This is a genomic window from Rhodococcus sp. P4_F5 (genome assembly GCF_056401315.1).
In genome coordinates, this window is sequence record NZ_JBFUJP010000048.1 from 13,906 (window position 1) to 35,679 (window position 21,774).

The window sequence follows — 21,774 nt, forward strand, 5'->3', positions numbered from 1 at the left end:
CGATGACCGATGACGTGCACCTCCCCCGCAGGCTCCGTGCCGTCGGGATCGCAGGCAGCCTTCGCGCCGGCTCCTACAATCAGTTGTTGCTCGACAACATCATCCGGCTGAGCCCGGACGAACTGGAGATCGAGCCGTTCACCCGGCTGGCCGAGATTCCGCCGTTCAACGAGGACGACGCCCGCCAGGGCGGACCCGCCGTCGTGGCCGAGTTGCGAGAGGCGGTTCGCGCTGCCGACGTTCTCGTCATCGCGACGCCCGAGTACAACTACGGAGTCCCCGGGGTGCTCAAGAACGCACTCGACTGGATCTCGATCCCACCAGGGAACTCCGGGCTCGAGGGCAAGGTGGTGGCGCTCATGGGCGCATCGCCGAGCATCCTCGGCACGGCGCGCGCGCAATCCCAACTGCGTCAGTCCTTCGTGTTCACCCAGTCCCATGTGGTGAACCATCCGGAGGTCTTCGTCACCCGAGCGCACACCCGCTTCGAGGACGGCACACTCATCGACCCCGGGGCCACGAAGCTCATCGGGCAGCTGCTGGAGAACACCGTCAAGCTGGTGCGCGTCCTCGGGTCGACCAGCGAGCCCGCCACCGCTCCGGGGGCCGAGCTTTGAGCGGCCCTCTCGCCGGAGTACGCGTGCTGGAACTCCAGGGCATGGGTCCACTGCCCTTCGCCGGCATGCTGCTCTCCGACCTCGGCGCGGACGTCGTGCGCATCGACCGTCTCGCACCGCGCGGTGAGGCACTGCTGGAGCACGAGCCGGTCGGGAGAGGCCGCCGCTCCGTGGCACTCGATCTCAAGAACCCAGACGCCGTCGAGACATTCCTCCGCCTCTGTGAGAGCGCGGATGCGGTGATCGAGGGCTTCCGACCCGGCGTGGCCGAACGTCTCGGCATCGGTCCCGAGCCCTGCCGTGCACGCAACCCGCGTCTGGTCTACGGGCGCATGACCGGTTGGGGCCAGGACGGCCCACTCGCCCAGACGGCCGGCCACGACATCAACTACATCGCGCTCGCCGGTGCGCTCCACGGCATCGGGACACCCGATCGCCCCGTCCCGCCCGGCAACATCGTCGGCGACTTCGCCGGCGGCGGCATGTTGCTCGCCCTCGGTGTCGTCAGCGCGCTTCTCGAGGCGAGGTCGTCCGGACAGGGCCAGGTGGTCGATGCCGCGATCGTGGACGGGGCGGCGCTCCTCACCACCGCGATCCACGAACTCATCGGCACCGGAGAGTGGTCCGAGAAGCGCGGCAGCAACGTCCTCGACGGCGGTGCCGGTCACTACGACGTGTACGAGACGGCCGATCACCAGTTCGTCGCGATCGGCGCACTGGAGTCCCGGTTCTACAACGACCTGTGCGACCGTCTGGGTGTCGAAGTCGACCGTACGGCCGACGCGGCAGCGACACGGTCCACGTTCGCCGAGCTGTTCGCCACCCGGACCCGCCAGGAGTGGTGCGACCTGCTCGAGGGCACCGATGCGTGCTTCGCGCCGGTGCTCAGCCCGACGGAGGCGACCCGGCATCCCGCGAACCTCGCTCGTAGCGTCTTCGTCGAGGTCGGCGGCGTCGTACAACCAGCTCCGGCCCCGCGGTTCTCCCGCACGCCTCCTCGGCTCCCCGCGCCGGCGGCCGCGCCCGGCGCACACACTCGTGCGGTCCTGGGCGAGTGGGGCGTCGACACCATGGCGATCGACGATCTCCTCGCCAGTGGTGCGGCCGGCGAGCGTCCGCAATCACCCGTGAACGAAGGGAACAGTTGAATGACCGATGAGCGCTTCAGCGCCGACGATCGTGCGGAAATCATCGAGACCTGCACGAAGATGACCTACTACATCGACGAGCGCCGGTGGGCTGACCTCCACGAGGTCTTCACCGAGACCATCACTTTGGACTACACCGGCGTCTTCGGTGGCGCTCCGACCGACACGCCGCGCGCCGACTACGTCAAGAACGCCGAGCGCCTGCTCGGCAACCTCGACGCGACGCAACACCAGGTGTCCGGTCACCTGGTGAGCGGCTCGGGTGACGAGGCCAGGTGCATCTCGCAGGTCGTGGCCACCCACGTGAAGCCCAACAACACCGGTGGACCACTGTGGACCTCCGGTGGTCAGTACGACATGGGTCTCCGGCGAGGCGAGGACGGCTGGCGGATCAGCTCGGTGTGCGCGGTCCAGCGATGGTGCACGGGCAACCGCGAGGTGATGAGGCTCGGCCGGCTCAACGTGTAGAGCCACGCCGACGGGTTCCCCAATGTCACATCGGCTCACTTCACGACCCGCAATGTGACATTGGGGAACCTCAGCGGAGCGTGACCGGCAGCCCGGCCGAGACCAGCACCACGGACTCGGATTCGGCGGCCAGCGACGCGTTGACCCGGCCCAGCAGGTCCCGGAACCGGCGACCCGACGCCGTCGCCGGGACCACCCCGCTGCCCACCTCGTTGCTCACCGCGACCACCCGCACCGACGCCGATCGCCAGGCACTCAGCAGGTCCTCGACGTCCGCGTCGACCGCACTGAAATCGCCACTGCGCCAAGCATCGTGGCGGTCGAGCCGGCCCGCCAGCCAGGTGCCGACGCAGTCGAACAGCACCGGATCGCGCGCGCTCCGCAGCGCCACCGCCGCGTCCGCCGTCTCGACGGTGTGCCAGCCCTCGGGCCGTCGGGCCCGGTGCGCGGCCACCCGCTCCGCCCAGTCGGCGTCGCCGTCGTCGGTTCCGCCCGTCGCCAGGTAGAGCACCCTCGGCTCGGCGGCGAGCAGACGTTCGGCGTAGGTGGACTTTCCCGCGCGGGCACCGCCCAGCACCAAGGTCCGGGAGGCGCCGGGCGGGCGGAGCGGCGCCGCGCCGATCAAAACGACCGCACCGTCGTCGAGAACCCTTGCACCCCAATGACTCAGCCGCTCGACAAGCTCGGGCAGCGGCGGGTTGTGGTGGCCCAGGTGCACGGCGACCACGTCGGTGCCGTCGGTGACCGCGCCGGCCTCGCGGAGCGCCGCCAGCGTCCGCGGGAAGCTGGTCAGGTCGTGGTGGTCGCCGCCGTGGTCGGTCTTCGTGCCGAACGTCTCCTCCAGGAACACCGCGTCGTAGGCGGCGCCGCGGACGCGGGCCAGGGAAGCCCCGCTCAGCGGCCCGGTGTCGGTGGCCCACAACAACCTTCGGCCGTCCGGCCCGGCGAGGTCGTAGAGCACGGCGTCACCCTCGCGCACCGCCCAGTGGGTGGCGGCCAGCACCCGCACCAGGTACCCGCCCAACGTCACCGTGTCCCCCGCCGCGACCGGCACGAACCGCACCGGGTCGTCCGGACCGACCCAGTCGCGACACAGGTCCAGCGCCTCCGGCGGGCCGAGGACGTCCAGCGGTTCGGTCCGGCCCGCCCACGACCGGAACAGCAACGCCACCGGGCCCACGTGGTCCGGATGGGCGTGGGTGAGCAGGACGTGCCGCACCCCGGCGAGGGTGCGACCCCACCGGACCGCCGCGCGTGGCGCCTCCGGCCCGCAGTCCAGCAGCAGCACGTCGTCGACCAACGCGGAGGTCTGCCCCCGGATGTCGCCGCGGGCCGCGGCCAGCATGCAGGACGCGCAGGTACAGAACGGATTCGGCCAGCCGTCCGCGGCGCCGGTACCCAGCAGGACCAGTTCCATCAGCCCGCCACCGAGCCGTCGCCCGGCCGGCTGCGAACCGGCAGCACCGCCAGCCCGCCGGGCCGGTCCAGCACCTCCACCCGGGCGCCGTAGACCCGGTCGATCGTCTTCGCCTGCAACACCTCTCGCGGCGTCCCGTCCGCGACCACCCGGCCGCCGTCGAGCAGCACCAGCCGGCGCGCGTACTGGGCGGCGAGCGTCAGGTCGTGCATGGCCGCGACCACGGTGAGGCCGTCGGCCGCCCTCATGCTTTCCACCAGGTCCAGCACCTGCTGCTGGTGACCGATGTCGAGGGCGCTGGTCGGCTCGTCCAGCAGCAGCACCTGCGGTTCCTGCGCCAGCGCGCGGGCCAGGCCCACCCGCTGCAGTTCGCCGCCGGACAGCGCGGTGACGCGTCGGTGCGCCAACCGGGCCAGGTCCAGCCGCGCCATGATCTCGTCGGCCACGTCGCGGTCGTGCGCGGACTCGGTGCCGAACCTCGGCACGTGGGGCGTGCGTCCGAGCCGGACCAGTTCGGTCACCGTCACCCCCTCCGGCACCACCGGCCGCTGCGGCATCAAGGCCACCACACGCGACATCGCCCGGCGCGCAGTCTGCGAGGGGTCGAGGCCACCGACCGTGACCGTCCCGGTTGACGGCACCAGCCCGGCCAGGGCGTGCAGCAGGGTGGTCTTGCCCGCGCCGTTCGGTCCCACCATCGCGACCCACTCGCCGGGCCGCACCAGCAGGTCGATCCCGTCGAGCACCGGGACGCCGCCCCGGCTCGCCCCGAGCCCCACACACTCCACGGCCGGCGGCACACCCGGCGCCCCGACTCCCCCGCTCATGCCACGCCCCGGCTGCGACGCAGCACCAGCAGGAAGAACGGCGCACCGATCGCGGCCGTCACGACGCCGATCGGCAACTCGGCCGGCGCCAGCGCCCACCGAGCGACCACGTCGGCGAGCACCAGGAACGCCGCACCCAGCAGCAACGACAACGGCAGCAGCAACCGGTGCCCGGGCCCGACGACCAGTCGGATCGCGTGCGGCACCACGATGCCGACGAACCCGATCAGCCCGCTGACGCTGACCACCGCGGCCGTCCCGAGGGTCGCGGCGCCCACCAGGACCAGCCGCACCCGAGCCGGATTCACGCCCAGGCTGGCGGCCTCCACGTCGCCGACCGCCATCACGTCCAGCGTCCGCCGGTGCAGCAGGATCACCACCGCGGCGACCACCACGTACGGCAGCACCACCCGGATGTCGGTCCAGCCGTCGGTGCTGAGCCGGCCCAGCAGCCAGCTGTAGACCTGCCGCAGCGTCTCGTCGTAGCGCTGCATCAGGAAGGTCTGGACGGCGTTGGCGAAGGCCGCGACCGCAACGCCGGCCAGGATGATCACCACCTCGCTGCGGACCCCGCCGATGCCGCGGCCCAGGAGGTACGTCGCGGCCACCGCGAGCACCCCGCCGACGAACGCGGCGACCGGCACCCCGTAGGCGACGCCGGCGCCACCGGCCACGATCGCCACCGTCGCGCCGAGGCTGGCGCCGCTGGACACTCCGAGCAGGTACGGATCGGCCAACGGGTTCCGGAAGACGCCCTGGTAGGCGGCGCCCGCGATGGCCAGGGTCGCGCCGACGAGGGCACCGAGCACCACCCGCGGCAGCYGGATCTGCCACAGGATCGCGTGCTGTTGCGGGGTCAGCCCCGAGTCCACGTGCACACCGGGGATCGCGTCGAGCAGGTCCAGCAGCACCGACCGGGCGGTGAGCCCGGCCGGACCGACCAGCACCCCGACGAGCAGCGCGGCCATCAGGATCAGGACTGCCGCCGCGAGCACCAGCGCGGACCGTCCCCGGCGCGGACCGGTGTCGACGCGCGACGCCGCCGTGGTCCCGGCGGGCCCGGTGCCGGCGGCCGGGACGGTCACCCGACGGGCGCCGGCTGGGCGGCGAGCACGCCGCCGATCGCGGTCACCAGGTCCACCACCCGCGGGCCCCAGCGGCTCGAGACGTCCTCGTCGAGCACGTGCACCCGGCCGTCCCGGACCGCGGCCATCCCGGACCAGCCGGGCCGGGCGGCAACCTTCTCCGCGGTGACGCCGCAGCACTGGCCGTCGGCCAGGAAGATCAGGTCGGGGTCGGCGGCCACCACGTACTCGGCCGACAGCTGCGGGTAGGCGTCCCCGGCGCCGGCCGCGTCGGCGATGCTCCGCAGCCCGAATAGGCCGTAAATCTCGCCGAGGAAGGTCTGGCCCGAGATGGTGAAGAGGGTGTCGTCGAGTTCGTGGAAGTAGGTGGATACACGGCCCGAGGCTCCGCCCGAGGTCGATGCACGACCCGGGGCTCCGCCCGAGGTGAACGGCTCGGCGCGGGGCGGGGCCGCCGCCACCGCCGCGTCGATCTCCCCGCGCATGGACGCCACCAGCGCCGCCGCGTCGGGCAGGTGTCCGGTGGCCGCGCCGATCCGCTCGATCTGCGAGTACGCGTCGTCGAGGTCGGCGGCCGCGGGCAGCAGCAGGGTCGGCACCCCGGCCGCCTTCAGCCCGGAGACCAGTCCGCCGGTGTCGTCCATCGCGATCACCAGGTCCGGCTGGTAGCCGAGGACCGCCTCCACGTTCGGGGAGAAGCCGGACAGGTCGGTCGTCGGCACGCCCGCCGGGTAGTCGGACAGCGCATCGACGGCCACCACCTGCTCGCCGGCGCCGAGCGCCCACAGCGTCTCGGTGGCGGTGGGACTGAGCGAGACCACGGCCTCCGGCCGCGCGGCGATCGTCACCTCGTCGCCGGATCCCGACGCCCCGGACCGCACGGTCACCGGGAACGTGCCGTCGCCGGCGGACGCGCCGCCGGACGCGTCGGTGCCCCCGGTACCGGTCGAGCCGCCGCAGGCCGCCGACGCGAACGTCGCCACCACCGCGATCAGCGCCGCGGCGACCATCCGTCCTCGACGCCGACGCGGAACTGACGCCCCGCGCCCGACCGTCGCCGCACCTGCCACCGACACACTGACCTCCGAGAGTTCGCTACGTGCCCGGCGGCCGGCGTCGGCCGCCGGATTGGCTCGACTAGTCGAGCGCGCCGGCCAGGTCCGCGAGCAGGTCCTCGACGTCCTCGAGACCCACCGAGAGCCGCACCACGCCGTCGGTGATCCCGACCGCCGCGCGACCCTCCGGCCCCATCGCGCGGTGCGTGGTGGTGGCCGGGTGGGTGATCAGCGACTTGGCGTCGCCGAGGTTGTTCGAGATGTCGATGACGCGCAGCGCGTCGAGCATCTCGAAGGCCCGCTTCTTGCCCTCGCCCTCGGGGGCCTCGAGTTCGAAGGTGACGACGGTGCCGCCGCCGCTCATCTGCCGCTTCGCCAGGTCGTACTGCGGGTGCGACTCCAGGTACGGGTACTTCACCCAGCGGATCGCCTTGTGTCCCTCCAGGAACTTCGCGATCTGCAGCGTGGAGTCCACCGTGTGCCGCAGCCGGACCGGCATGGTCTCCAGGCCCTTGAGCAGGGTCCACGCGTTGAACGGGCTCAGCGCGGGGCCGGTGTGGCGCATCAGGTTCTTGACCGGCCCGTCGATGAACTCCTCGCTGCCGAGGATCGCACCGCCGAGCACCCGGCCCTGGCCGTCGATGTGCTTGGTGCCGGAGTAGACCACCACGTCCGCGCCGAGGTCGAGGCTGCGCTGGAGCAGCGGCGTCGCGAAGACGTTGTCCAGCACCACCTTCGCGCCGGCGGCGTGCGCCATCTCGGAGACCCGAGGCACGTCGACSARSGACTGCATCGGGTTGGASGGCGTCTCGAAGAACACCGCRGTSGTCGGCACCGACAGTGCCTGCTCCCACTGCTCGAGGTCGTCGCCGTCGACGAAGACGGTCTCGACGCCCCAGCGGGGCAGGATCTCGTTGCACACCACGAAGCAGGAGCCGAACAGGCTGCGCGCGGCGACCAGCCGGTCACCGGCGCCGAGCAGTGCGCCCAGCGCGGTGAACACCGCGGACATGCCGCTCGCGGTGGCGAAGCAGGCCTCGGCGCCCTCGATCAGGCGCATCCGCTCCTCGAACATCTTCACGGTCGGGTTGCCGTACCGCGAGTACACGAAGTGGTCGACCTCGCCGGTGAAGGCGGCCTCCGCCGCACCGGCCGACTCGTAGACGAACCCCGAGTTGAGGAACATCGCCTCCGAGGTCTCCTCGAAGCCGGTGCGCATCACACCGCCCCGCACCCCGAGGGTGCCCAGGCCGACGTTCGGGGGAAGTTCCTTGTGGAACGCGCCGCCGCGGGGAATGCCACTCATGATTGCCTCCAGGGAAGTCCGACCGCGCGCCAGCCGGCTGCGCCGCGGTGACCGTCCGCGCCGATGCCACCCTCGAAGCCGTCGAGAACGTTGTAGGACGGGCCGATTCCGGCCGCGGTCGCGGCCTCGGCCGCGCCGATGGAACGCTGGCCCGAACGGCACAGGAACACGACCTCGCGCGCCTCGCCGCCGGTGATGCCGGCTTCCTCGAGCTGGTCGACGAAGTTGTCGTTGCGGGCGCCGCTGACGCTGACCCACTCGATCAACACCGGGGTCCGGCCCAGTTCCGAGGTGTCCGGAACCCCGACGAACCGCCACTCCGCGTCGGTACGACAGTCGACGAGGACCGCCCCGGGATGCTCGCGCAGCAGGTCCCATGCCTGCTCGGGAGTGATGTCGCCTGCGTAGCTCATGGGGACAGTTTTTCACAACCTCCCGGAGCGGCTCACGCGGCGGCAGCCTCCTTGACCGCGTGCCCCACCTGAGCACGCAGCGCGGCGAATCGCGGCGACCCCCGCAACTCGTCCGGGTCGACCCCCGAACGCGGCAGGTCCACCGTCAGATCCAGCGCGATCCGGCCCGGCCGTCGGCCGAGCACGACGATGCGCGAGCCGAGGAAGACCGCCTCGTCCGCACTGTGCGTGACGAACACAGTGGTTCGACGGGATGCCGCGCCGACCGTCCGCAGATCCTCCTGGAGCCGCTCGCGAGTCAGGGCGTCCAGCGCGGCAAACGGCTCGTCGAGCAGCAGCAGCGAGGTGTCCGCGGCCAGTGCCCGTGCGATGGCCACCCGCTGCTGTTGGCCGCCGGAGATCTCCCAGATCCGCCGGTCCGACATGGCGTCGAGACCGACCCGCACGAGCAGCTCCTCGCGCCGCGCGGCCCGCTCCGACCGCGGCACCCCGGCGTACTCGAGCGCCAGGTCGACATTGCCCCCGACGTTCTTCCACGGGAACAGCCGCGGCTGCTGGAACACCACGCCCGCGCTCACCCCCGGTTCCGGGGACCCGCCCGCGACGCTGATCTCGCCCGCGGTCGGTCGCTCGAAGCCGGCGATCAGCCGAAGCAGGGTGCTCTTGCCGCAGCCGGACGCCCCGACCAGCACCAGGAACTCCCCGGCGGGCACGTCGAGCGAGAGCGGCCCGACCGCGGTGACCTCCCCGTACGAATGGATGACGTCGCCGAGCCGGACGTGCGGCTCCGCGTCACCGGACGGCACCGGGCAGTCCCTCCGCGTACAGCGCCTGCTGGAAGACGGCCAGGTCCGGCGCGGCACCGATCTGCTTCTGCTCGGCCAGGAACTGCGCGGCGCTGTGCAGGTTGTTCGCCAGGTTGCCGGGCGCGCCCTCGGTGCCGAGCCAGTCCGGCGAGGACAGCGCGGCGGGCGCAAGGAAGACGCCCTGCTTCAGCTGTGCGGCCGCGTCCTGCCGGGTGCTTCCGATCTCCGCTGCCACCGCCTCCGCCGCCGCGGCCGGGTCGTCGGCGATGGCGGTCAGGGCCCGCGCCTGGGCCGTGCGCCAGGCGTCGACGACCTCGGGGTGCGCGGCGGCGAAGTCCGCGGTGACCACGCCCAGGTCGAGGGTGGGCTTGCCGGCGGCGGCCAGCTCACGGCTCGTGATCAGGGTCTTGCCGCCGCGGCGGAGCTCGTCGAGCGTCGGCAGCCAGGTGTAGACCGCGTCGACGTCGCCGCGCTGCCACGCCGCGAGCGAGGCCTGCGGCTGCAGGTCCACCAGCTGCACGTCGGAGGCCGACAGGCCGGCCTGGTTCAGCGCGGCGAGCAGGCTGTAGTGGGCGGTGGAGGCGAATGCGGTGCCGACCTTCCTGCCACGCAGGTCGGCCACGGACTCGATGCCGGTGCCGTTCCGGGCGACGAGCGCCTCGTTGTCGCCGGCCACGTCGAGCACGAACGCGACCCGGTACGGGATGCTCAGCGGTGCCGACAGTCCGCGCGCCACCGGGCTCGATCCGATCGCGCCGAAGTCGACCTCGCCCGCGACGAACGCGGTGTTGACGTCCGCTCCGGAGTCGAACTTCGTCCACTTGACGTTGTAGCCGGGCAACGCGTCCTCGAGCCAGTGACCGTTCTTGACCACCAGGTCGCCACTCGGAAAGGACTGGTACGCAACGCGGATGGTCGGCTTGTCGTTGCTCGCCGACGAGTCGACCGAGCAGGCCGCCACGCCCAGCGCGAGGACCGCTCCGGCCACAGCGACGGCCAGCACCCGGCGGGCCCGACTGACGGGGTTACTCATAGATTTCCTCTCCAGGGCACCGCGCGCCGTTCGGCGGCACGCAGCAGGGCGTCGATGACGAGTCCGGACAGTCCGATGGCGACGATGCCCACCAGCACCACCGGGGTGTTGTTGTAGTTCGAGGCGTCCTTGACCATGCCGCCGATTCCGGGCAGGCCGTTGAACAGTTCCGCGGCGACCACCGACGAGTAGGCGATGCCGACCGCGAGACGCACCCCGGTGAAGGTCTCCGGCAGCGCGGAGGGCACCACCACGTCGCGGATCACCTGGGCCCGGGTGGCACCGAGGGCACGCGCGGCCTCGATCAGGCCGACCGGGGCCGCGAGCACCGCGGCGGTCGTGGCGACGGCGGCCGGCGGCAGCGCCGCGAGGGCGAGCAGGGCGATCTTCGGCGCCTCGTCGATCCCGAGCCAGATCACCAGCAGGAACAGGTAGGCCAGCGGCGGCAGCGCCCGCAGGAACGTCAGCCAGGGTTCGAGGATGCGGCGCAACCAGCCGACGGTGCCCATCGCCAGGCCGAGCGCCACCCCGACGGCCACGCCGATCACCACGCCCGCCGTGACCCGGCGCAGCGTCATGTACAGGTGCTCCCACAGCAGGTGTCCCTGGTAGCCGCGGACCCCGTCGTGGGTGGTGGCGGCATCGACCGCGGCGCGCCAGACGGTCGCCGGGTACGGCACGAAGATCTCGTTCCACAGCCCGCTGACCGCGGCGAGCTGCCACAACCCCAGGAAGACCAGGACCGGCAGCAGCGGCACTGTGGCCCGGCCGCCGCGGCGAAGCCAGCCCGGCGTAGCCCCGGCGGGGGCCTCCCTGGGCGCCGCCGTCCCGGGCCGGGTGGCGGCGGCCGGGGCGCGGCGGGCGAGCGTCTCGGTCATGAGGAGCATTGCTACGCGGCGCCCGCGAGACGGTGAAGGGTTTCGCTCAGCCGTGACTCGAATGGTTGCGGCCCTGGTCGACCCCCACAACAATGCCTTGGCACAACCGCTGTTTGTGGCCCCTCAAATTTCGATGGTCTACCCATCCGGGGCCGGGCGGTGCATGATCGAAGACTGCCGCCTGTGCCTGGGACCGGACACGACTGTCCTGGACCGGACAGGACGTTAGGCAGGGCTTAGCTTAAGCTGAAAGCTCTCCACCTTTGCCTGATCCAGAGCACCGCGCCGCCTGTCCGCTAATCGAAAAGGTAGTTCGTTTCCGATGACTCAGAACCTCGCCCGCCCACTGCGCGTGGCCATCGTCGGGGCCGGCCCGGCCGGCATCTACGCCGCCGACGCCCTGATGAAATCCGATACCGCCGCCGGCCGCGGCGTCTCGATCGACCTCTTCGAACGCATGCCGGCCCCCTTCGGCCTGATCCGCTACGGCGTCGCGCCCGACCACCCCCGCATCAAGGGCATCATCACCGCCTTGCACAAGGTGCTCGACAAGGACCAGGTCCGCCTGCTCGGCAACATCGACTACGGCACCGACATCAACCTCGAAGACCTGCGTCGCTACTACGACGCCGTCATCTTCTCCACCGGCGCCAACGCCGACCGCGCCCTCGACATCCCCGGCATCGACCTCGACGGCAGCTACGGCGCCGCCGACTTCGTCTCCTGGTACGACGGCCACCCCGACGTGCCCCGCGAGTGGCCCCTCGACGCCGAGAAGGTCGCCGTCCTCGGCGTCGGCAACGTCGCCCTCGACGTCGCGCGGGTCCTCGCCAAGACCGGCGACGAACTGCTGCCGACCGAGATCCCGGCCAACGTCTACGAGGGCCTCAAGAACAACAAGGCCGTCGAGGTCCACGTCTTCGGACGCCGCGGACCCGCGCAGGCCAAGTTCACCCCGCTCGAACTGCGCGAACTCGACCACTCGCCGACCATCGAGGTCATCGTCGACCCCGAGGACATCGACTACGACGAGGGCTCCGAGGCCGCCCGCCGCGGCTCCAAGCAGGTCGACATGGTGGCGAACACCCTGCAGGACTGGGCCATCCGCGACGTGGGCAACCGCCCGCACAAGCTGTTCCTGCACTTCTTCGAGTCCCCCACCGAGGTCCTCGGCGAGGACGGCAAGGTCGTCGGTCTGCGCACCGAGCGCACCGCGCTCGACGGCACCGGCAACGTCAAGGGCACCGGCAAGTTCAACGACTGGGACGTCACGGCCGTCTACCGCGCCGTCGGCTACCTCTCGCAGAACATCGCCAAGCTGCCGTTCGACGAGCAGGCCGGCACGGTCCCCAACGAGGCCGGCCGCGTCATCGGCGACGACGGCGCGCCGCTGGCGGGCACCTACGTCACGGGCTGGATCAAGCGCGGCCCCGTCGGCCTCATCGGCCACACCAAGGGTGACGCCAACGAGACCGTGGCGAACCTGCTCGCGGACGCCCCCGACCTGGTCGGCGCCGCCGAGCCCGACGAGGACGCAGTGGTGAAGTTCCTCGACGAGAAGCAGGTCCCCTACACCACCTGGGACGGCTGGTACCGCCTCGACGCACACGAGCGTTCGCTCGGCGAGCCCGAGGGCCGCGAGCGCATCAAGGTCGTCGAGCGCGAGGACATGCTGCGCGCTTCCAAGAAGTAGTTTCCGACCGGTACTGCGGCGCTCGACCCGTCACGGGTCGGGCGCCGCAGTGTTTTCCCTCACAGGTGGCATGCTCTTATCGTGTTTGACGCTCACGTTCACATCCTCGATCCCCGGTTCCCGCTGGTCGAGAACAACGGCTACCTCCCGGAGCCGTTCACCATCGCCGACTACCGCGCCCGCGTCGACGGATTCGGGGTGGACGGCGGCGCCGTGGTGACCGCCTCGTACCAGGGCACCGACCAGTCGTACCTGTTCGCGGCCCTGCAGGAGCTGGGTCCCGGCTGGGTGGGGGTCGCCCAACTCGACGCCGACGCCACCGACGAGGACATCCTCGCGCTGGACCGGGCCGGCGTCCGCGCCTTGCGGTTCAACCTGCGGCGCAGCGCAACCGACATGAAGCTGTTGACGACGCTGGCCCTGCGCGCCTGGGACCTCGCCGGCTGGCACGCCGAGTTCTACGTGGACGCCTCGCTGCTGCTGTCCCTGGAACCGGTGTTCAAGAAGCTCCCCGCGGTGAGCATCGACCATCTGGGCATGTCCACCCGCGGGCTGCCGTACCTGCTGGACCTGGTGGACCGGGGCGCGAAGGTCAAGGCCACCGGGTTCGGCCGGGCCACCATCGACGACGTCGGCGACGCCCTGCGCCGCCTGCACGCGGTGAACCCGTCGGCGCTGATGTTCGGCACGGACCTCCCCGGGACCCGGGCGCGACGGGCCTTCGAGGCCGCGGACCTGGACCTGGTGACCGAGGCGGTCGGCGACGACCTGGACGCCGTGCTCAGCGGCAACGCCCGCGCCTGGTACCGGCTGACCGACCCGTCCCCCAGCTGAGAGCGGCCCACAGCTAGGCGAGAAGGACTGCGCCGAACCAGATTCCGGCCGCGATCAGGGCGCCGAGCAGTTCCACCAGCATCGACAGTCCCACCGCCTTGGTGGCGTGCACTGTGGCACGCCAGGCGTCGGCATGGGTTCGCCGACGGCCCGCCTCGGCCAGGTAGGTGCCCAGCAGGAATCCGATCAGCAGACCGATCACCGGCACCACGAAGAAGCCGACGATGCCGAGCAACCCGCCGACCACCAGCGACCGCGTCGGTACCCCGGCGTCGCGCAACCGGCGTCCCGGCCAGGTGTACTTGACGACGCCCGACACCACCAGCGCGGCCGAGGCGACGCCGAACACCGCCCACGCGCTGCCGGTGCCCTCGACGATCGCCCACACCGCGATCGCCCCGAAGATCAGCAGCGCGCCGGGCAGGATCGGCACCACGATCCCCACCAGCCCCACCACGATCGCCAGACCGACCAGTACCTCCGCGCCCGTGCTCACGGGCGTCACTGTGCCAGACCGGATCCGGACACCGGGTCAGCCGCCGCGACGGCGCAGGTGTTCTTCTTCGTCTCGGCGATCGGCAGCCACGTGCTGCACGGCGCGCGGCGCGACACCGACAACCAGTTCGTGCACGGCGGCGTCGGCCTGCACCTGTCGATGACGCTGCTCGTCGTCGGCGAGATGGGCGGATTCGCGGTCCTGCTGGCCGGTTTCGTGTGGGGCGAGCTACTGGGCTGACGCCTGCCCCGCGGCCGCCTGGTGCAACGAGAGCACGTTGCCGTGCGGGTCCCGGAACCAGGCGACGCGGGTGCCGTCGGGGGCGGTCCACGCGTCGTGCTCGTCCTGGTCCATGCCCTGGTACCGGGTGAACTCCACCCCCTTGGACCGCAGCTCCTCCACCCCGGCGTCCAGGTCGTCGAGCTGCCAGCCGAGCACCGTGTACCCGGTGTCCTCCTTGGCCTGCACCAGCGTGACCCGCAGGTTGGTGCCACCGCCGTCGACGACCAGGGCGAACTGGGTGCGCTCGACGAGCCGGAGACCGAGCGTGTCGACGTAGAACATCGACGACACGTCCAGATCGGTGCTGGCGACGAACGCGACGAGCCGACCGGGGAACGTCATCGCTCCACTGTGCTCGGTGACAGCGGAACAGGCAATACCCCGCCCACCCGTGACCCGCGGCACACCCCACCGCAGAATCAAGTTAACGTCTGTTCAACACGCCCCACCATGCCCAGAACGCCAGACCCAGAACGAGGAGAACCGTGTCCGCCGAAGACGCCGCCGTTACATCCCCCGTCACTCAGCAGCACGGGTCGGGGAAGGGCCCCCTCGCGGGCGTCCGAATCATCGAGCTCGCCGGGATCGGCCCCGGCCCGCACGCCGCACTGCTGCTCGCCGACCTCGGCGCCGACGTGATCCGGGTGCAGCGCGCCGGCATGATCCCCGGCCCCGACCTGCCTCACGACCAGACCCAGCGCGGGCGCCGCATCGTCGAGGCGAACCTCAAGGACCCGGCCGACATCGAGAAGGTCCTGGGACTGATCGAGCGCGCCGACGTGCTGATCGAGGGCTTCCGCCCCGGCGTCACCGAGCGGATGGGCCTCGGGCCCGACGCGGCGCTCGCCCGCAACCCGCGCCTGGTCTACGGCCGGATGACCGGCTGGGGCCAGGAGGGCCCGCTGGCGCAGTCCGCCGGCCACGACATCAACTACATCTCGCTGACCGGCGTGCTGCACGCGATCGGCCGTCAGGGTGAGCGACCGGTGCCGCCGCTGAACATGGTCGGTGACTTCGGCGGCGGCTCGATGTTCCTGTTGTTCGGCATCCTCGCCGCACTGGTCGAGCGGCAGAGCTCCGGCAAGGGCCAGGTCGTCGACGCGGCGATGGTCGACGGCACCCTCGCCCTCTCGCACATGATCTGGAGCTTCCGCGGCCAGGGCGTGTGGTCCGACGAGCGCGGAGTGAACATGCTCGACACCGGCGCCCCGTACTACGACACCTACGAGACCGCGGACGGCAAGTACATGGCCGTCGGCGCCATCGAGCGCCAGTTCTACGCGGTGCTGCTCGAGGGTCTCGAGCTGGACCCGGCCGAACTGCCCGCGCAGAACGACACGAAGGCGTGGCCCGAGCTGCGCAAGGTGTTCACCGAGCGCTTCCTGTCCAAGACCCGCGACGAGTGGGCCGCGATCTTCGACGGCACCGACGCCTGCGCCACCCCGGTGCTCACGTTCGCCGAGGCCTCGGACAACCCGCACATCGCGGCCCGCGGGTCGCTGGTCGAGATCGACGGCGTCACCCAGCACTACCCGGCGCCTCGCTTCTCGCGCACCGCCACCGACGAGCCGGCGCCGCCGGCCCGTACCGCGACCGACATCGACACGATCTGGAGCTGAGCCGCTCCACCTCCGCACAGCAGGACGCTCGGCCGGGGCACCCCCGCCGAGCGTCTTGCTGTCTGGAGAAAGCCACTGGCGCCGGTGATCTCCACCCGGGCGGGCCCACCGCCGCCGGCGGCCGGTCCACCCGGGCCGTCGGCTCGACAGAGATGCCTCACACCACCATGGCCGGGCGCACCCGTTCGACGCCGCCGTCCAGCGCGCGGTACGCGGCGGCGACGCCCCGCACCCCGGCCCGCAGGGACTCCTCGTCGAGCGCGTAGGGCAGTCGCACGTAGCGCTCGAAGGCGCCCTCGACGCCGAAACGGGGACCCGCGGCGAGCAGCACCCCGTGGTACGGCGCGGTCGCTGCCAGCGCCGTCKACATCGGCGAGGGCAGCTGAAACCACAGCGCCATCCCGCCGCTGCCGACCTGGCACCGCCACTGCGGCAGCTCCTCCGCGACCGCCTCGAGCAGGGCGCCCCGCCGCCTGCGCAGCTGCTCGCGGCGCTGCGGCAGCACCAGCTCCGCCCCCTCGATCAGCGGTACCGTGGCCAGCTGTTCCAGCACCGCGGTGCCCAGGTCCTGGGCGGAGCGGGACGCGACCAGCGCCCCGATCATCGACGTCTCGGCCCGGATCCAGCCGATCCGCAGTCCCGGCCAGAACGCCTTGGACGCCGAGCCGACGGTGATCACCTGCGCACGCCCCGGCCCCCGCGCGAACGAGGCCACCGGCGGCGGCGCGTCCATGTCGAGGCCCAGGTCCGTCATCGTCTCGTCGACGATCAGCGTCATCGACGTCTCGCGCGCGATCTCGACCAGCTCCGCGCGGCCCGGCTCGTCGAGGCAGAATCCGGTCGGGTTGTGGAAGTCCGGGATCAGGTAGGCCAGTCTGGCCGCGGTTTGCCTTGCGCTGCTGCGGATTCCATCGAGATCCCAGCCCTGTTCGGACAGCCGGAGCGGCACCGGCACCGGCCGGGCACCCGCGCGCCTGATCGCCTCGATGGCGTTGGTGTAGGTCGGGTGGTCGATCAGCACCCGCTCACCGGGCGCGGTCAGCAGGCCGAGGAGCAGCACCAGCGCCTGCTGGGCACCGGAGGTGATCATGATCTGTTCGGGCTCGGTGGGCAGCCCGCGTCGGCAGTAGCGGTCGGCGACCGCCCTGCGGAGCACCTCGATGCCGGCCGGTTCCATCCCGTGACCGGCGAGGTGCGCCGGCAGTTCCTCCAGGGCCGACGCGAACGCGGCCTGCACCTGCGGGACGGCCGCGGACATGGCGGCGCAGGTCAGGTCCACCGGCGGCGCCGAGCCCTCCTCGTCCGCGGACACCGCCCGGAGCGACGCCGCGGCCCGCACCACTCCCCCGGACCGGCCCGCACCGCCGACGACGGCCGGCAGCGCGACGGTGCTGCGCGAACCTTGCCTGCTCTGCAGGTAGCCCTCCTCGCGCAGGACGGCGTACGCCGAGGTGATGGTGGTCCGGCTCAGCTCCAGGACCGCCGCCAGGTCGCGCTCGCTGGGCAGCGCGACGCCGATCGGAATCCGGCCGTCGAGGACCAGCAGACGCACGCTGTCCGCGAGCGCCCGGTACGCGGGCACGCTCAGCCTGCGGCGGCCGCCCCGGTCGTCGCCTGCCCCGTCCGCGTCCCGCGGTTCGTCGCCCCGGCCCCGGTCGCCCTGCCACTTGCCGAGGTCGCGGGCCAGGGTGGTTGCGCCGAGCACTCTCACTGCCATAGAGGCCAGTATTGAGCCAATGGCCACTGATTTCAATGCCAGCAGGTGGCGGCGTCCGGGAACCACCTCGCCCCGTGCCGCGACGACACCCCAGAGATCCGAAGGGTCCAGATACACCAAACTGGATATTTGCAATAAGTCCAGTGGCCCGCAGGATGAGCACATGATCCCCGCGCTGACCATCCTCGCCGTCGTCCTCGGCGCCGCCGCGCTCTACCTCGCCGCCCGCCGCTCGAACGGCGGCCAGGTCTTCCGGCTCGAGCAGTTCCGCCCTGCTGCACCGCTGGCCGGAGTGCTTCCGGAGGAACGCGACGCCGCCCGCGCCCGCCACGACCTGGAGGCGGTCCGGGCCCGGCAGAACGTCGAGTTCCTGACGAAGTCCGCGCCGCACCACTAGAGCGGAAAGGGTCCAGTCCACCAAACTGGACTGCATGCGCCGGTCGACCCCTCCCCCCTGACGCATACTGGGGTCGTGCCCGACGTCCGATACACCCTCTTCGACACCGCGATCGGGCGGTGCGCACTGGCCTGGGGCGATCGCGGCGTGGTCGGGGTCCAGTTGCCGGAGGGCAGCGACGTCGCCACCCGAGAACGGATCCGGGCCGAGTTCCCTGCCGCTGTCGAATCGGATCCGGACGCCGTCGGCCGGCGGGCCGTCGAGGCCGTCACCGAGTTACTGGTCAGCGGCCGGGACCCCCGCGCTCAGGTGCCGCTCGACCTGAGCCAGGTTCCCGAGTTCGATGCGCGGGTGTACGCCGTGACCAGGACGATCACGGCCGGGTCCACCCTCACCTACGGGCAGGTGGCCGACCGGGTCGGCAGCCCCGGTGCGGCGCAGGCCGTCGGACAGGCGTTGGGGCGCAACCCGATTCCGCTGCTGGTCCCGTGCCACCGGGTGCTCGCCGCCGGCGGCAAGGTCGGCGGGTTCTCCGCCCACGGCGGCGCCGTCACCAAGCGCGTGCTGCTCGCCCTCGAGCACGTGCCGGGTTTCGACGAGCCGACGCTCTTCTAGTCCCCCGGCCGCGAGGCCTCCGCGCACCCTGGGCGGGGGTGCCGAACATCAGCAGACCGACCGCAGGTGGTGTCCGCGGGCTCCGGCGCCGGGCCGTCGCCGACACCGCCTCGGATTCACCGGGATTCGACGAGCAGCCGGCCAACGCCGGCATTACCGAGAGGGCACCGACAGCGGGCGTCCGGAAGCGCAGTCCCGGGACCCTGGCGCACCGCAAAGCCGCGCCCAGGCCCGAAACGCCGTCGGAGCGCTTCCACACGGCCCGCGGCGTAACAGGTAGTCCACTACGCGCGACCGCGGACGAGTCCAGCACCAAGATTGAGGAACTGCGGAACCGCACCTGTCCCAGAAATGCCGGGGAGCCTGTTGATGATCTGTTCTGTCCTGTTCCATGGCGACGTCGTGCTGACCGCAATCGCCGGCGGACTCGACCGCATGTCGACTGCCCGCAACGCGTCGGGGGACGCGGTCGGCAAGCTGCAGACGGCGCTACGCAACTGGGACCCGCACTGCCTGCCCGCACAGGACCTCGCACCGACCTACTGCGCGGAGACCGCCGCCGCCGTCCGCCGGTTCAAGGTCACGGTGCTCGGCGAGCCGGAGACGAGCGCGACGGACGTGGCGGGACCGGAGATCGTGTTGCACCTGGACCGCCTGCAGGCGACGGCGGAGAGCCGAGGGGCGGACCCGCTGCCACGGGTCCGCCGCAACGTTTGGCGGCTGAGCACCGACGCGTCCTGGGACCCGACCCTGCTGGCCTACGCAGAGGCGGTGCGGACCATGCAGTCGCGGCCGGCGCACGACCCCACCAGTTGGGCCTTCCAGGCCGAGCTACGAGCGCGTTTCGGCGCCGCCGTCGCCGCTGCGGGCGCCGCGAGCAGCGGCCACGGCAACTGGTTCTTCCTACCCTGGCACCGGATGCACCTGCACTACTTCGAGCTGATCGTCCGGGACACCGTCGCCGCCAACGGCGGGCCCACCGACTTCGCTTTGCCCTACTGGAACTACGGCAACCCCGCCCCGCAGAACGCGCTGCCACACCCGTTCCGCGACACCGGCCTCCGGCTGCCGGACGGCTCGCCGAACCCTCTGGCCCTGCCGTCCCCGCTGCGCAACGCCGACGTGATGGCGGGCGCCGCGTTGAGCCCGAGCATCACCTCCACGTTCACCGCCATGTGGCAGCCGTCGTTCGCGGAGCCGAACCGCACCGGGTTCTCCGGTCAGCTCGAAAACGTGCCGCACGGCAGCGTGCGCGTCGCGGTGGGCGGCGGGTGCGACTCGGGGCCCGGCGCCCTGATGAGCAGCGCCGTCCGCGGCGCCCTCGACCCGGTGTACTGGCTGCATCACGCAAACCTCGACCGGCTGTGGGTGCAGTGGCTCGAACGCCACTCGAATCCGTCGGACCCGGCCTGGATCGATGCGGAGTTCGAATTCTTCGACCCGACCGGGACGCCGGTGCGCTGCCGGGTCGGCGACGTCCTCGACCATACCGAGCAACTCGGCTACCGCTACGACGACCAGCCGCAGGCGTCGGCGTCCTCGCGGCGCCTGGTCGCCGTCGCGCCGACACCGATGCGCGTCGCCGCCACCGACGGCCCGTTCGAGGTGACGGGTCGGGTCACCACGCAACTCGTCGTCCCCGACAGCTGTGTGGAGGCGGTGGCGCACGCGCCGGAGACCGCCGCCGCCGCGGGCTTCGGGGCGGTGCTGCTCGCCGTCGACGGACTCGCGGCGGACCGCACCCCCGGCGTCGCCTACCAGGTGTACCTCAACGTCCCCGACCCGACCGCCGATGCCCTCCCGGACCAGCACCTGGCCGGCACCTTCGCGGCATTCGGCCTCGACGCCGACCCCGACGCGGGGCCGGCGCGGGCCGCGGTGGGGTTCACCTTCGACGTCACCGCGCTGGTGCAGATCCTCGCGCCCGCACGGCGGTGGGACCCGCGGTCGCTGACCGTCACCGTGCAGGCGGTGCTGCCGACCACCGGGGCGCACGAGCGAGCCGCGGAGTGTGGGCTGCCGACGGCCACCGAGCGTCCGCTGCACATCGGTCGGGCCGAGCTGCTGGTCGGCTGAGCGCAGAGACTAACGCCTCCACAGACAACCCTGCCCCGCGTACGGGTACGCGGGGCAGGGTTGTCTGTGCCGGTTGTGTCGACGCTGAGGTCAGCGCAGAACGTCCCGGCGGACGATGGTCTCGTCGCGGCCGGGGCCGACGCCGATGCACGACATGTACGCGCCGGAGAGCTCCTCGAGTCGCAGCACGTACGCCTGCGCGTTGGCCGGCAGGTCCTCGAAGGTGCGGGCGGCCGAGATGTCCTCGGACCAGCCGGGCATCTCCTCGTAGATCGGCTTGGCGTGGTGCACTCCGGTCTGCGACATCGGCATCTCCTCGACCCGCTCGCCGTCCACGTCGTATGCGACGCAGATCGGGATGGTCTCGAGGCTGGAGAGCACGTCCAGCTTGGTGAGGAAGTAGTCGGTGATGCCGTTGACGCGGGTCGCGTACCGGGCGATGACCGCGTCGAACCAGCCGGTGCGGCGGCCGCGACCGGTGGTCACGCCGACCTCCCCGCCCTTGTCCGCCAGGTACTCGCCGAACTCGTCGAACAACTCCGTCGGGAACGGACCGGAGCCGACGCGCGTGGTGTACGCCTTGAGGATCCCGAGCACCGTGGTGATCTTGGTGGGGCCGATGCCCGAGCCCACCGCGGCGCCGCCGGAGGTGGGGTTCGAGGACGTCACGTACGGGTAGGTGCCGTGATCGACGTCGAGCAGCGTGCCCTGGGAGCCTTCCAGGAGCACCGTCTCGCCCGCGTCGAGGGCCTGGTTCAGCCGGAGCCGGGTGTCGGCGATGCGGTGCTTGAAGCCCTCCGCCTGCGCGAGCACCTCGTCGACGACCTGCTGGGGGTCGAGGGCCTTGCGGTTGTAGATCTTGACCAGCACCTGGTTCTTGAATTCCAGTGCCGCCTCGACCTTCTGAGTGAGGATCTTCTCGTCCAGGACGTCGGCCGCGCGGACCCCGACGCGGGCGATCTTGTCCTGGTAGCACGGGCCGATTCCACGGC

At 71.7% G+C, this 21,774-nt stretch carries 23 protein-coding genes; 10 read left to right on the forward strand and 13 right to left on the reverse strand.

Going from position 1 to position 21,774, the window contains the following annotated elements:
- Positions 1-2: 2 nt before the first annotated feature.
- Genes AC1DU4_RS18080 through AC1DU4_RS18090 form a run of 3 tightly spaced genes read left to right on the forward strand, consistent with a single transcriptional unit; the run spans position 3 to position 2,233 of the window.
- Positions 3-617: an NADPH-dependent FMN reductase gene (locus AC1DU4_RS18080; protein ID WP_477842091.1), complete on the forward strand. Its 615-nt coding sequence runs from the start codon at positions 3-5 to the stop codon at positions 615-617.
- Complete coding sequence (locus AC1DU4_RS18085) at positions 614-1,765, forward strand: CaiB/BaiF CoA transferase family protein (RefSeq protein WP_477842093.1); 1,152 nt, start codon at positions 614-616, stop codon at positions 1,763-1,765. Before AC1DU4_RS18080 ends, AC1DU4_RS18085 begins: the two co-directional genes overlap by 4 nt.
- Positions 1,766-2,233: a nuclear transport factor 2 family protein gene (locus AC1DU4_RS18090; protein ID WP_477842095.1), complete on the forward strand. Its 468-nt coding sequence runs from the start codon at positions 1,766-1,768 to the stop codon at positions 2,231-2,233.
- A gap of 70 nt (positions 2,234-2,303) precedes the next feature.
- On the opposite strand, the gene AC1DU4_RS18095 is transcribed toward AC1DU4_RS18090, so the two are convergent.
- The 9 genes from AC1DU4_RS18095 to AC1DU4_RS18135 form a co-directional block, all read right to left on the reverse strand.
- Positions 2,304-3,650 (reverse strand): bifunctional adenosylcobinamide kinase/adenosylcobinamide-phosphate guanylyltransferase, encoded by a 1,347-nt coding sequence (locus AC1DU4_RS18095; protein ID WP_477842097.1) that lies wholly within the window; start codon positions 3,648-3,650, stop codon positions 2,304-2,306.
- Entirely contained in the window at positions 3,650-4,477 is an 828-nt protein-coding gene (locus AC1DU4_RS18100; RefSeq protein WP_477842100.1) for an ABC transporter ATP-binding protein, read from the reverse strand. The genes AC1DU4_RS18095 and AC1DU4_RS18100 overlap by 1 nt, the downstream gene beginning before the upstream one ends.
- Positions 4,474-5,445, reverse strand: a complete 972-nt coding sequence (locus AC1DU4_RS18105) for a FecCD family ABC transporter permease (RefSeq protein ID WP_477842133.1) — start codon at positions 5,443-5,445, stop codon at positions 4,474-4,476. The genes AC1DU4_RS18100 and AC1DU4_RS18105 overlap by 4 nt, the downstream gene beginning before the upstream one ends.
- A gap of 113 nt (positions 5,446-5,558) precedes the next feature.
- On the reverse strand, positions 5,559-6,572 hold the full coding sequence (locus AC1DU4_RS18110; protein WP_477842102.1) for an ABC transporter substrate-binding protein: 1,014 nt from the start codon (positions 6,570-6,572) through the stop codon (positions 5,559-5,561).
- Positions 6,573-6,699: 127 nt separating this feature from the next.
- Positions 6,700-7,923, reverse strand: coding sequence for an O-succinylhomoserine sulfhydrylase (locus AC1DU4_RS18115; protein ID WP_477842104.1), 1,224 nt, complete (start codon positions 7,921-7,923; stop codon positions 6,700-6,702).
- Positions 7,920-8,336, reverse strand: a complete 417-nt coding sequence (locus tag AC1DU4_RS18120; protein ID WP_477842106.1) for a rhodanese-like domain-containing protein — start codon at positions 8,334-8,336, stop codon at positions 7,920-7,922. Before AC1DU4_RS18120 ends, AC1DU4_RS18115 begins: the two co-directional genes overlap by 4 nt.
- 32 nt (positions 8,337-8,368) lie before the next feature.
- Positions 8,369-9,142, reverse strand: coding sequence for an ABC transporter ATP-binding protein (locus AC1DU4_RS18125; RefSeq protein ID WP_477842108.1), 774 nt, complete (start codon positions 9,140-9,142; stop codon positions 8,369-8,371).
- Positions 9,129-10,175, reverse strand: a complete 1,047-nt coding sequence (locus AC1DU4_RS18130) for a taurine ABC transporter substrate-binding protein (RefSeq protein WP_477842110.1) — start codon at positions 10,173-10,175, stop codon at positions 9,129-9,131. The genes AC1DU4_RS18125 and AC1DU4_RS18130 overlap by 14 nt, the downstream gene beginning before the upstream one ends.
- On the reverse strand, positions 10,172-11,053 hold the full coding sequence (locus AC1DU4_RS18135) for an ABC transporter permease (RefSeq protein WP_477842112.1): 882 nt from the start codon (positions 11,051-11,053) through the stop codon (positions 10,172-10,174). Before AC1DU4_RS18135 ends, AC1DU4_RS18130 begins: the two co-directional genes overlap by 4 nt.
- 322 nt (positions 11,054-11,375) lie before the next feature.
- On the opposite strand from AC1DU4_RS18135, the gene AC1DU4_RS18140 reads away from it, so the two are divergent.
- Both AC1DU4_RS18140 and AC1DU4_RS18145 read left to right on the forward strand, forming a co-directional pair.
- The gene (locus tag AC1DU4_RS18140; protein ID WP_072846170.1) at positions 11,376-12,746 is read left to right on the forward strand and encodes an FAD-dependent oxidoreductase; all 1,371 of its coding nucleotides are present in this window, start codon (positions 11,376-11,378) and stop codon (positions 12,744-12,746) included.
- 81 nt (positions 12,747-12,827) lie between these two features.
- Entirely contained in the window at positions 12,828-13,580 is a 753-nt protein-coding gene (locus AC1DU4_RS18145) for an amidohydrolase family protein (protein ID WP_477842114.1), read from the forward strand.
- Between the two features lie 13 nt (positions 13,581-13,593).
- Here the strand turns inward: AC1DU4_RS18145 and AC1DU4_RS18150 are convergent, their stop codons facing one another.
- Entirely contained in the window at positions 13,594-14,076 is a 483-nt protein-coding gene (locus tag AC1DU4_RS18150; protein WP_477842116.1) for a DUF456 domain-containing protein, read from the reverse strand.
- A 57-nt stretch (positions 14,077-14,133) separates the two neighbouring features.
- Between AC1DU4_RS18150 and AC1DU4_RS18155 the strand changes: the two genes are divergently transcribed.
- Complete coding sequence (locus AC1DU4_RS18155) at positions 14,134-14,316, forward strand: hypothetical protein (RefSeq protein ID WP_477842118.1); 183 nt, start codon at positions 14,134-14,136, stop codon at positions 14,314-14,316.
- Here AC1DU4_RS18155 and AC1DU4_RS18160 read toward each other — a convergent pair.
- Positions 14,305-14,700, reverse strand: a complete 396-nt coding sequence (locus AC1DU4_RS18160; RefSeq protein ID WP_477842119.1) for a VOC family protein — start codon at positions 14,698-14,700, stop codon at positions 14,305-14,307. The genes AC1DU4_RS18155 and AC1DU4_RS18160 overlap by 12 nt on opposite strands.
- 143 nt (positions 14,701-14,843) lie before the next feature.
- On the opposite strand from AC1DU4_RS18160, the gene AC1DU4_RS18165 reads away from it, so the two are divergent.
- Complete coding sequence (locus AC1DU4_RS18165) at positions 14,844-15,977, forward strand: CaiB/BaiF CoA transferase family protein (RefSeq protein ID WP_477842121.1); 1,134 nt, start codon at positions 14,844-14,846, stop codon at positions 15,975-15,977.
- 157 nt (positions 15,978-16,134) lie between these two features.
- On the opposite strand, the gene yczR is transcribed toward AC1DU4_RS18165, so the two are convergent.
- Positions 16,135-17,694 carry a MocR-like transcription factor YczR gene (yczR, locus tag AC1DU4_RS18170; RefSeq protein ID WP_477842123.1) on the reverse strand — a complete coding sequence of 520 codons (1,560 nt, stop codon included), beginning with the start codon at positions 17,692-17,694 and terminating at the stop codon, positions 16,135-16,137.
- A gap of 163 nt (positions 17,695-17,857) precedes the next feature.
- Here yczR and AC1DU4_RS18175 point away from each other — a divergent pair, with 163 nt between their 5' ends.
- From AC1DU4_RS18175 to AC1DU4_RS18185, 3 genes are all read left to right on the forward strand, one after another.
- Complete coding sequence (locus AC1DU4_RS18175; protein WP_477842125.1) at positions 17,858-18,091, forward strand: hypothetical protein; 234 nt, start codon at positions 17,858-17,860, stop codon at positions 18,089-18,091.
- Positions 18,092-18,166: 75 nt separating this feature from the next.
- Entirely contained in the window at positions 18,167-18,706 is a 540-nt protein-coding gene (locus tag AC1DU4_RS18180; protein ID WP_477842127.1) for a methylated-DNA--[protein]-cysteine S-methyltransferase, read from the forward strand.
- A gap of 369 nt (positions 18,707-19,075) precedes the next feature.
- Complete coding sequence (locus AC1DU4_RS18185) at positions 19,076-20,782, forward strand: tyrosinase family protein (protein WP_477842129.1); 1,707 nt, start codon at positions 19,076-19,078, stop codon at positions 20,780-20,782.
- Between the two features lie 90 nt (positions 20,783-20,872).
- Here the strand turns inward: AC1DU4_RS18185 and AC1DU4_RS18190 are convergent.
- Positions 20,873-21,774: adenylosuccinate synthase (locus AC1DU4_RS18190; protein WP_477842131.1), on the reverse strand; the 902-nt coding region annotated here is incomplete at its 5' end.

What these genes read in the sequence shown, in the direction of transcription:
- AC1DU4_RS18140 (WP_072846170.1), top strand. Translation starts at nt 11,376, where the DNA reads ATGACTCAGAACCTCGCCCGCCCACTGCGCGTGGCCATCGTCGGGGCC.
- AC1DU4_RS18175 (WP_477842125.1), top strand. Translation starts at nt 17,858, where the DNA reads ATGATCCCCGCGCTGACCATCCTCGCCGTCGTCCTCGGCGCCGCCGCG.
- AC1DU4_RS18090 (WP_477842095.1), top strand. Translation starts at nt 1,766, where the DNA reads ATGACCGATGAGCGCTTCAGCGCCGACGATCGTGCGGAAATCATCGAG.
- AC1DU4_RS18110 (WP_477842102.1), bottom strand. Translation starts at nt 6,572, where the DNA reads ATGGTCGCCGCGGCGCTGATCGCGGTGGTGGCGACGTTCGCGTCGGCG.
- AC1DU4_RS18135 (WP_477842112.1), bottom strand. Translation starts at nt 11,053, where the DNA reads ATGACCGAGACGCTCGCCCGCCGCGCCCCGGCCGCCGCCACCCGGCCC.
- AC1DU4_RS18100 (WP_477842100.1), bottom strand. Translation starts at nt 4,477, where the DNA reads ATGAGCGGGGGAGTCGGGGCGCCGGGTGTGCCGCCGGCCGTGGAGTGT.
- AC1DU4_RS18160 (WP_477842119.1), bottom strand. Translation starts at nt 14,700, where the DNA reads ATGACGTTCCCCGGTCGGCTCGTCGCGTTCGTCGCCAGCACCGATCTG.
- AC1DU4_RS18120 (WP_477842106.1), bottom strand. Translation starts at nt 8,336, where the DNA reads ATGAGCTACGCAGGCGACATCACTCCCGAGCAGGCATGGGACCTGCTG.
- AC1DU4_RS18080 (WP_477842091.1), top strand. Translation starts at nt 3, where the DNA reads ATGACCGATGACGTGCACCTCCCCCGCAGGCTCCGTGCCGTCGGGATC.
- AC1DU4_RS18095 (WP_477842097.1), bottom strand. Translation starts at nt 3,650, where the DNA reads ATGGAACTGGTCCTGCTGGGTACCGGCGCCGCGGACGGCTGGCCGAAT.
- AC1DU4_RS18130 (WP_477842110.1), bottom strand. Translation starts at nt 10,175, where the DNA reads ATGAGTAACCCCGTCAGTCGGGCCCGCCGGGTGCTGGCCGTCGCTGTG.
- AC1DU4_RS18185 (WP_477842129.1), top strand. Translation starts at nt 19,076, where the DNA reads ATGATCTGTTCTGTCCTGTTCCATGGCGACGTCGTGCTGACCGCAATC.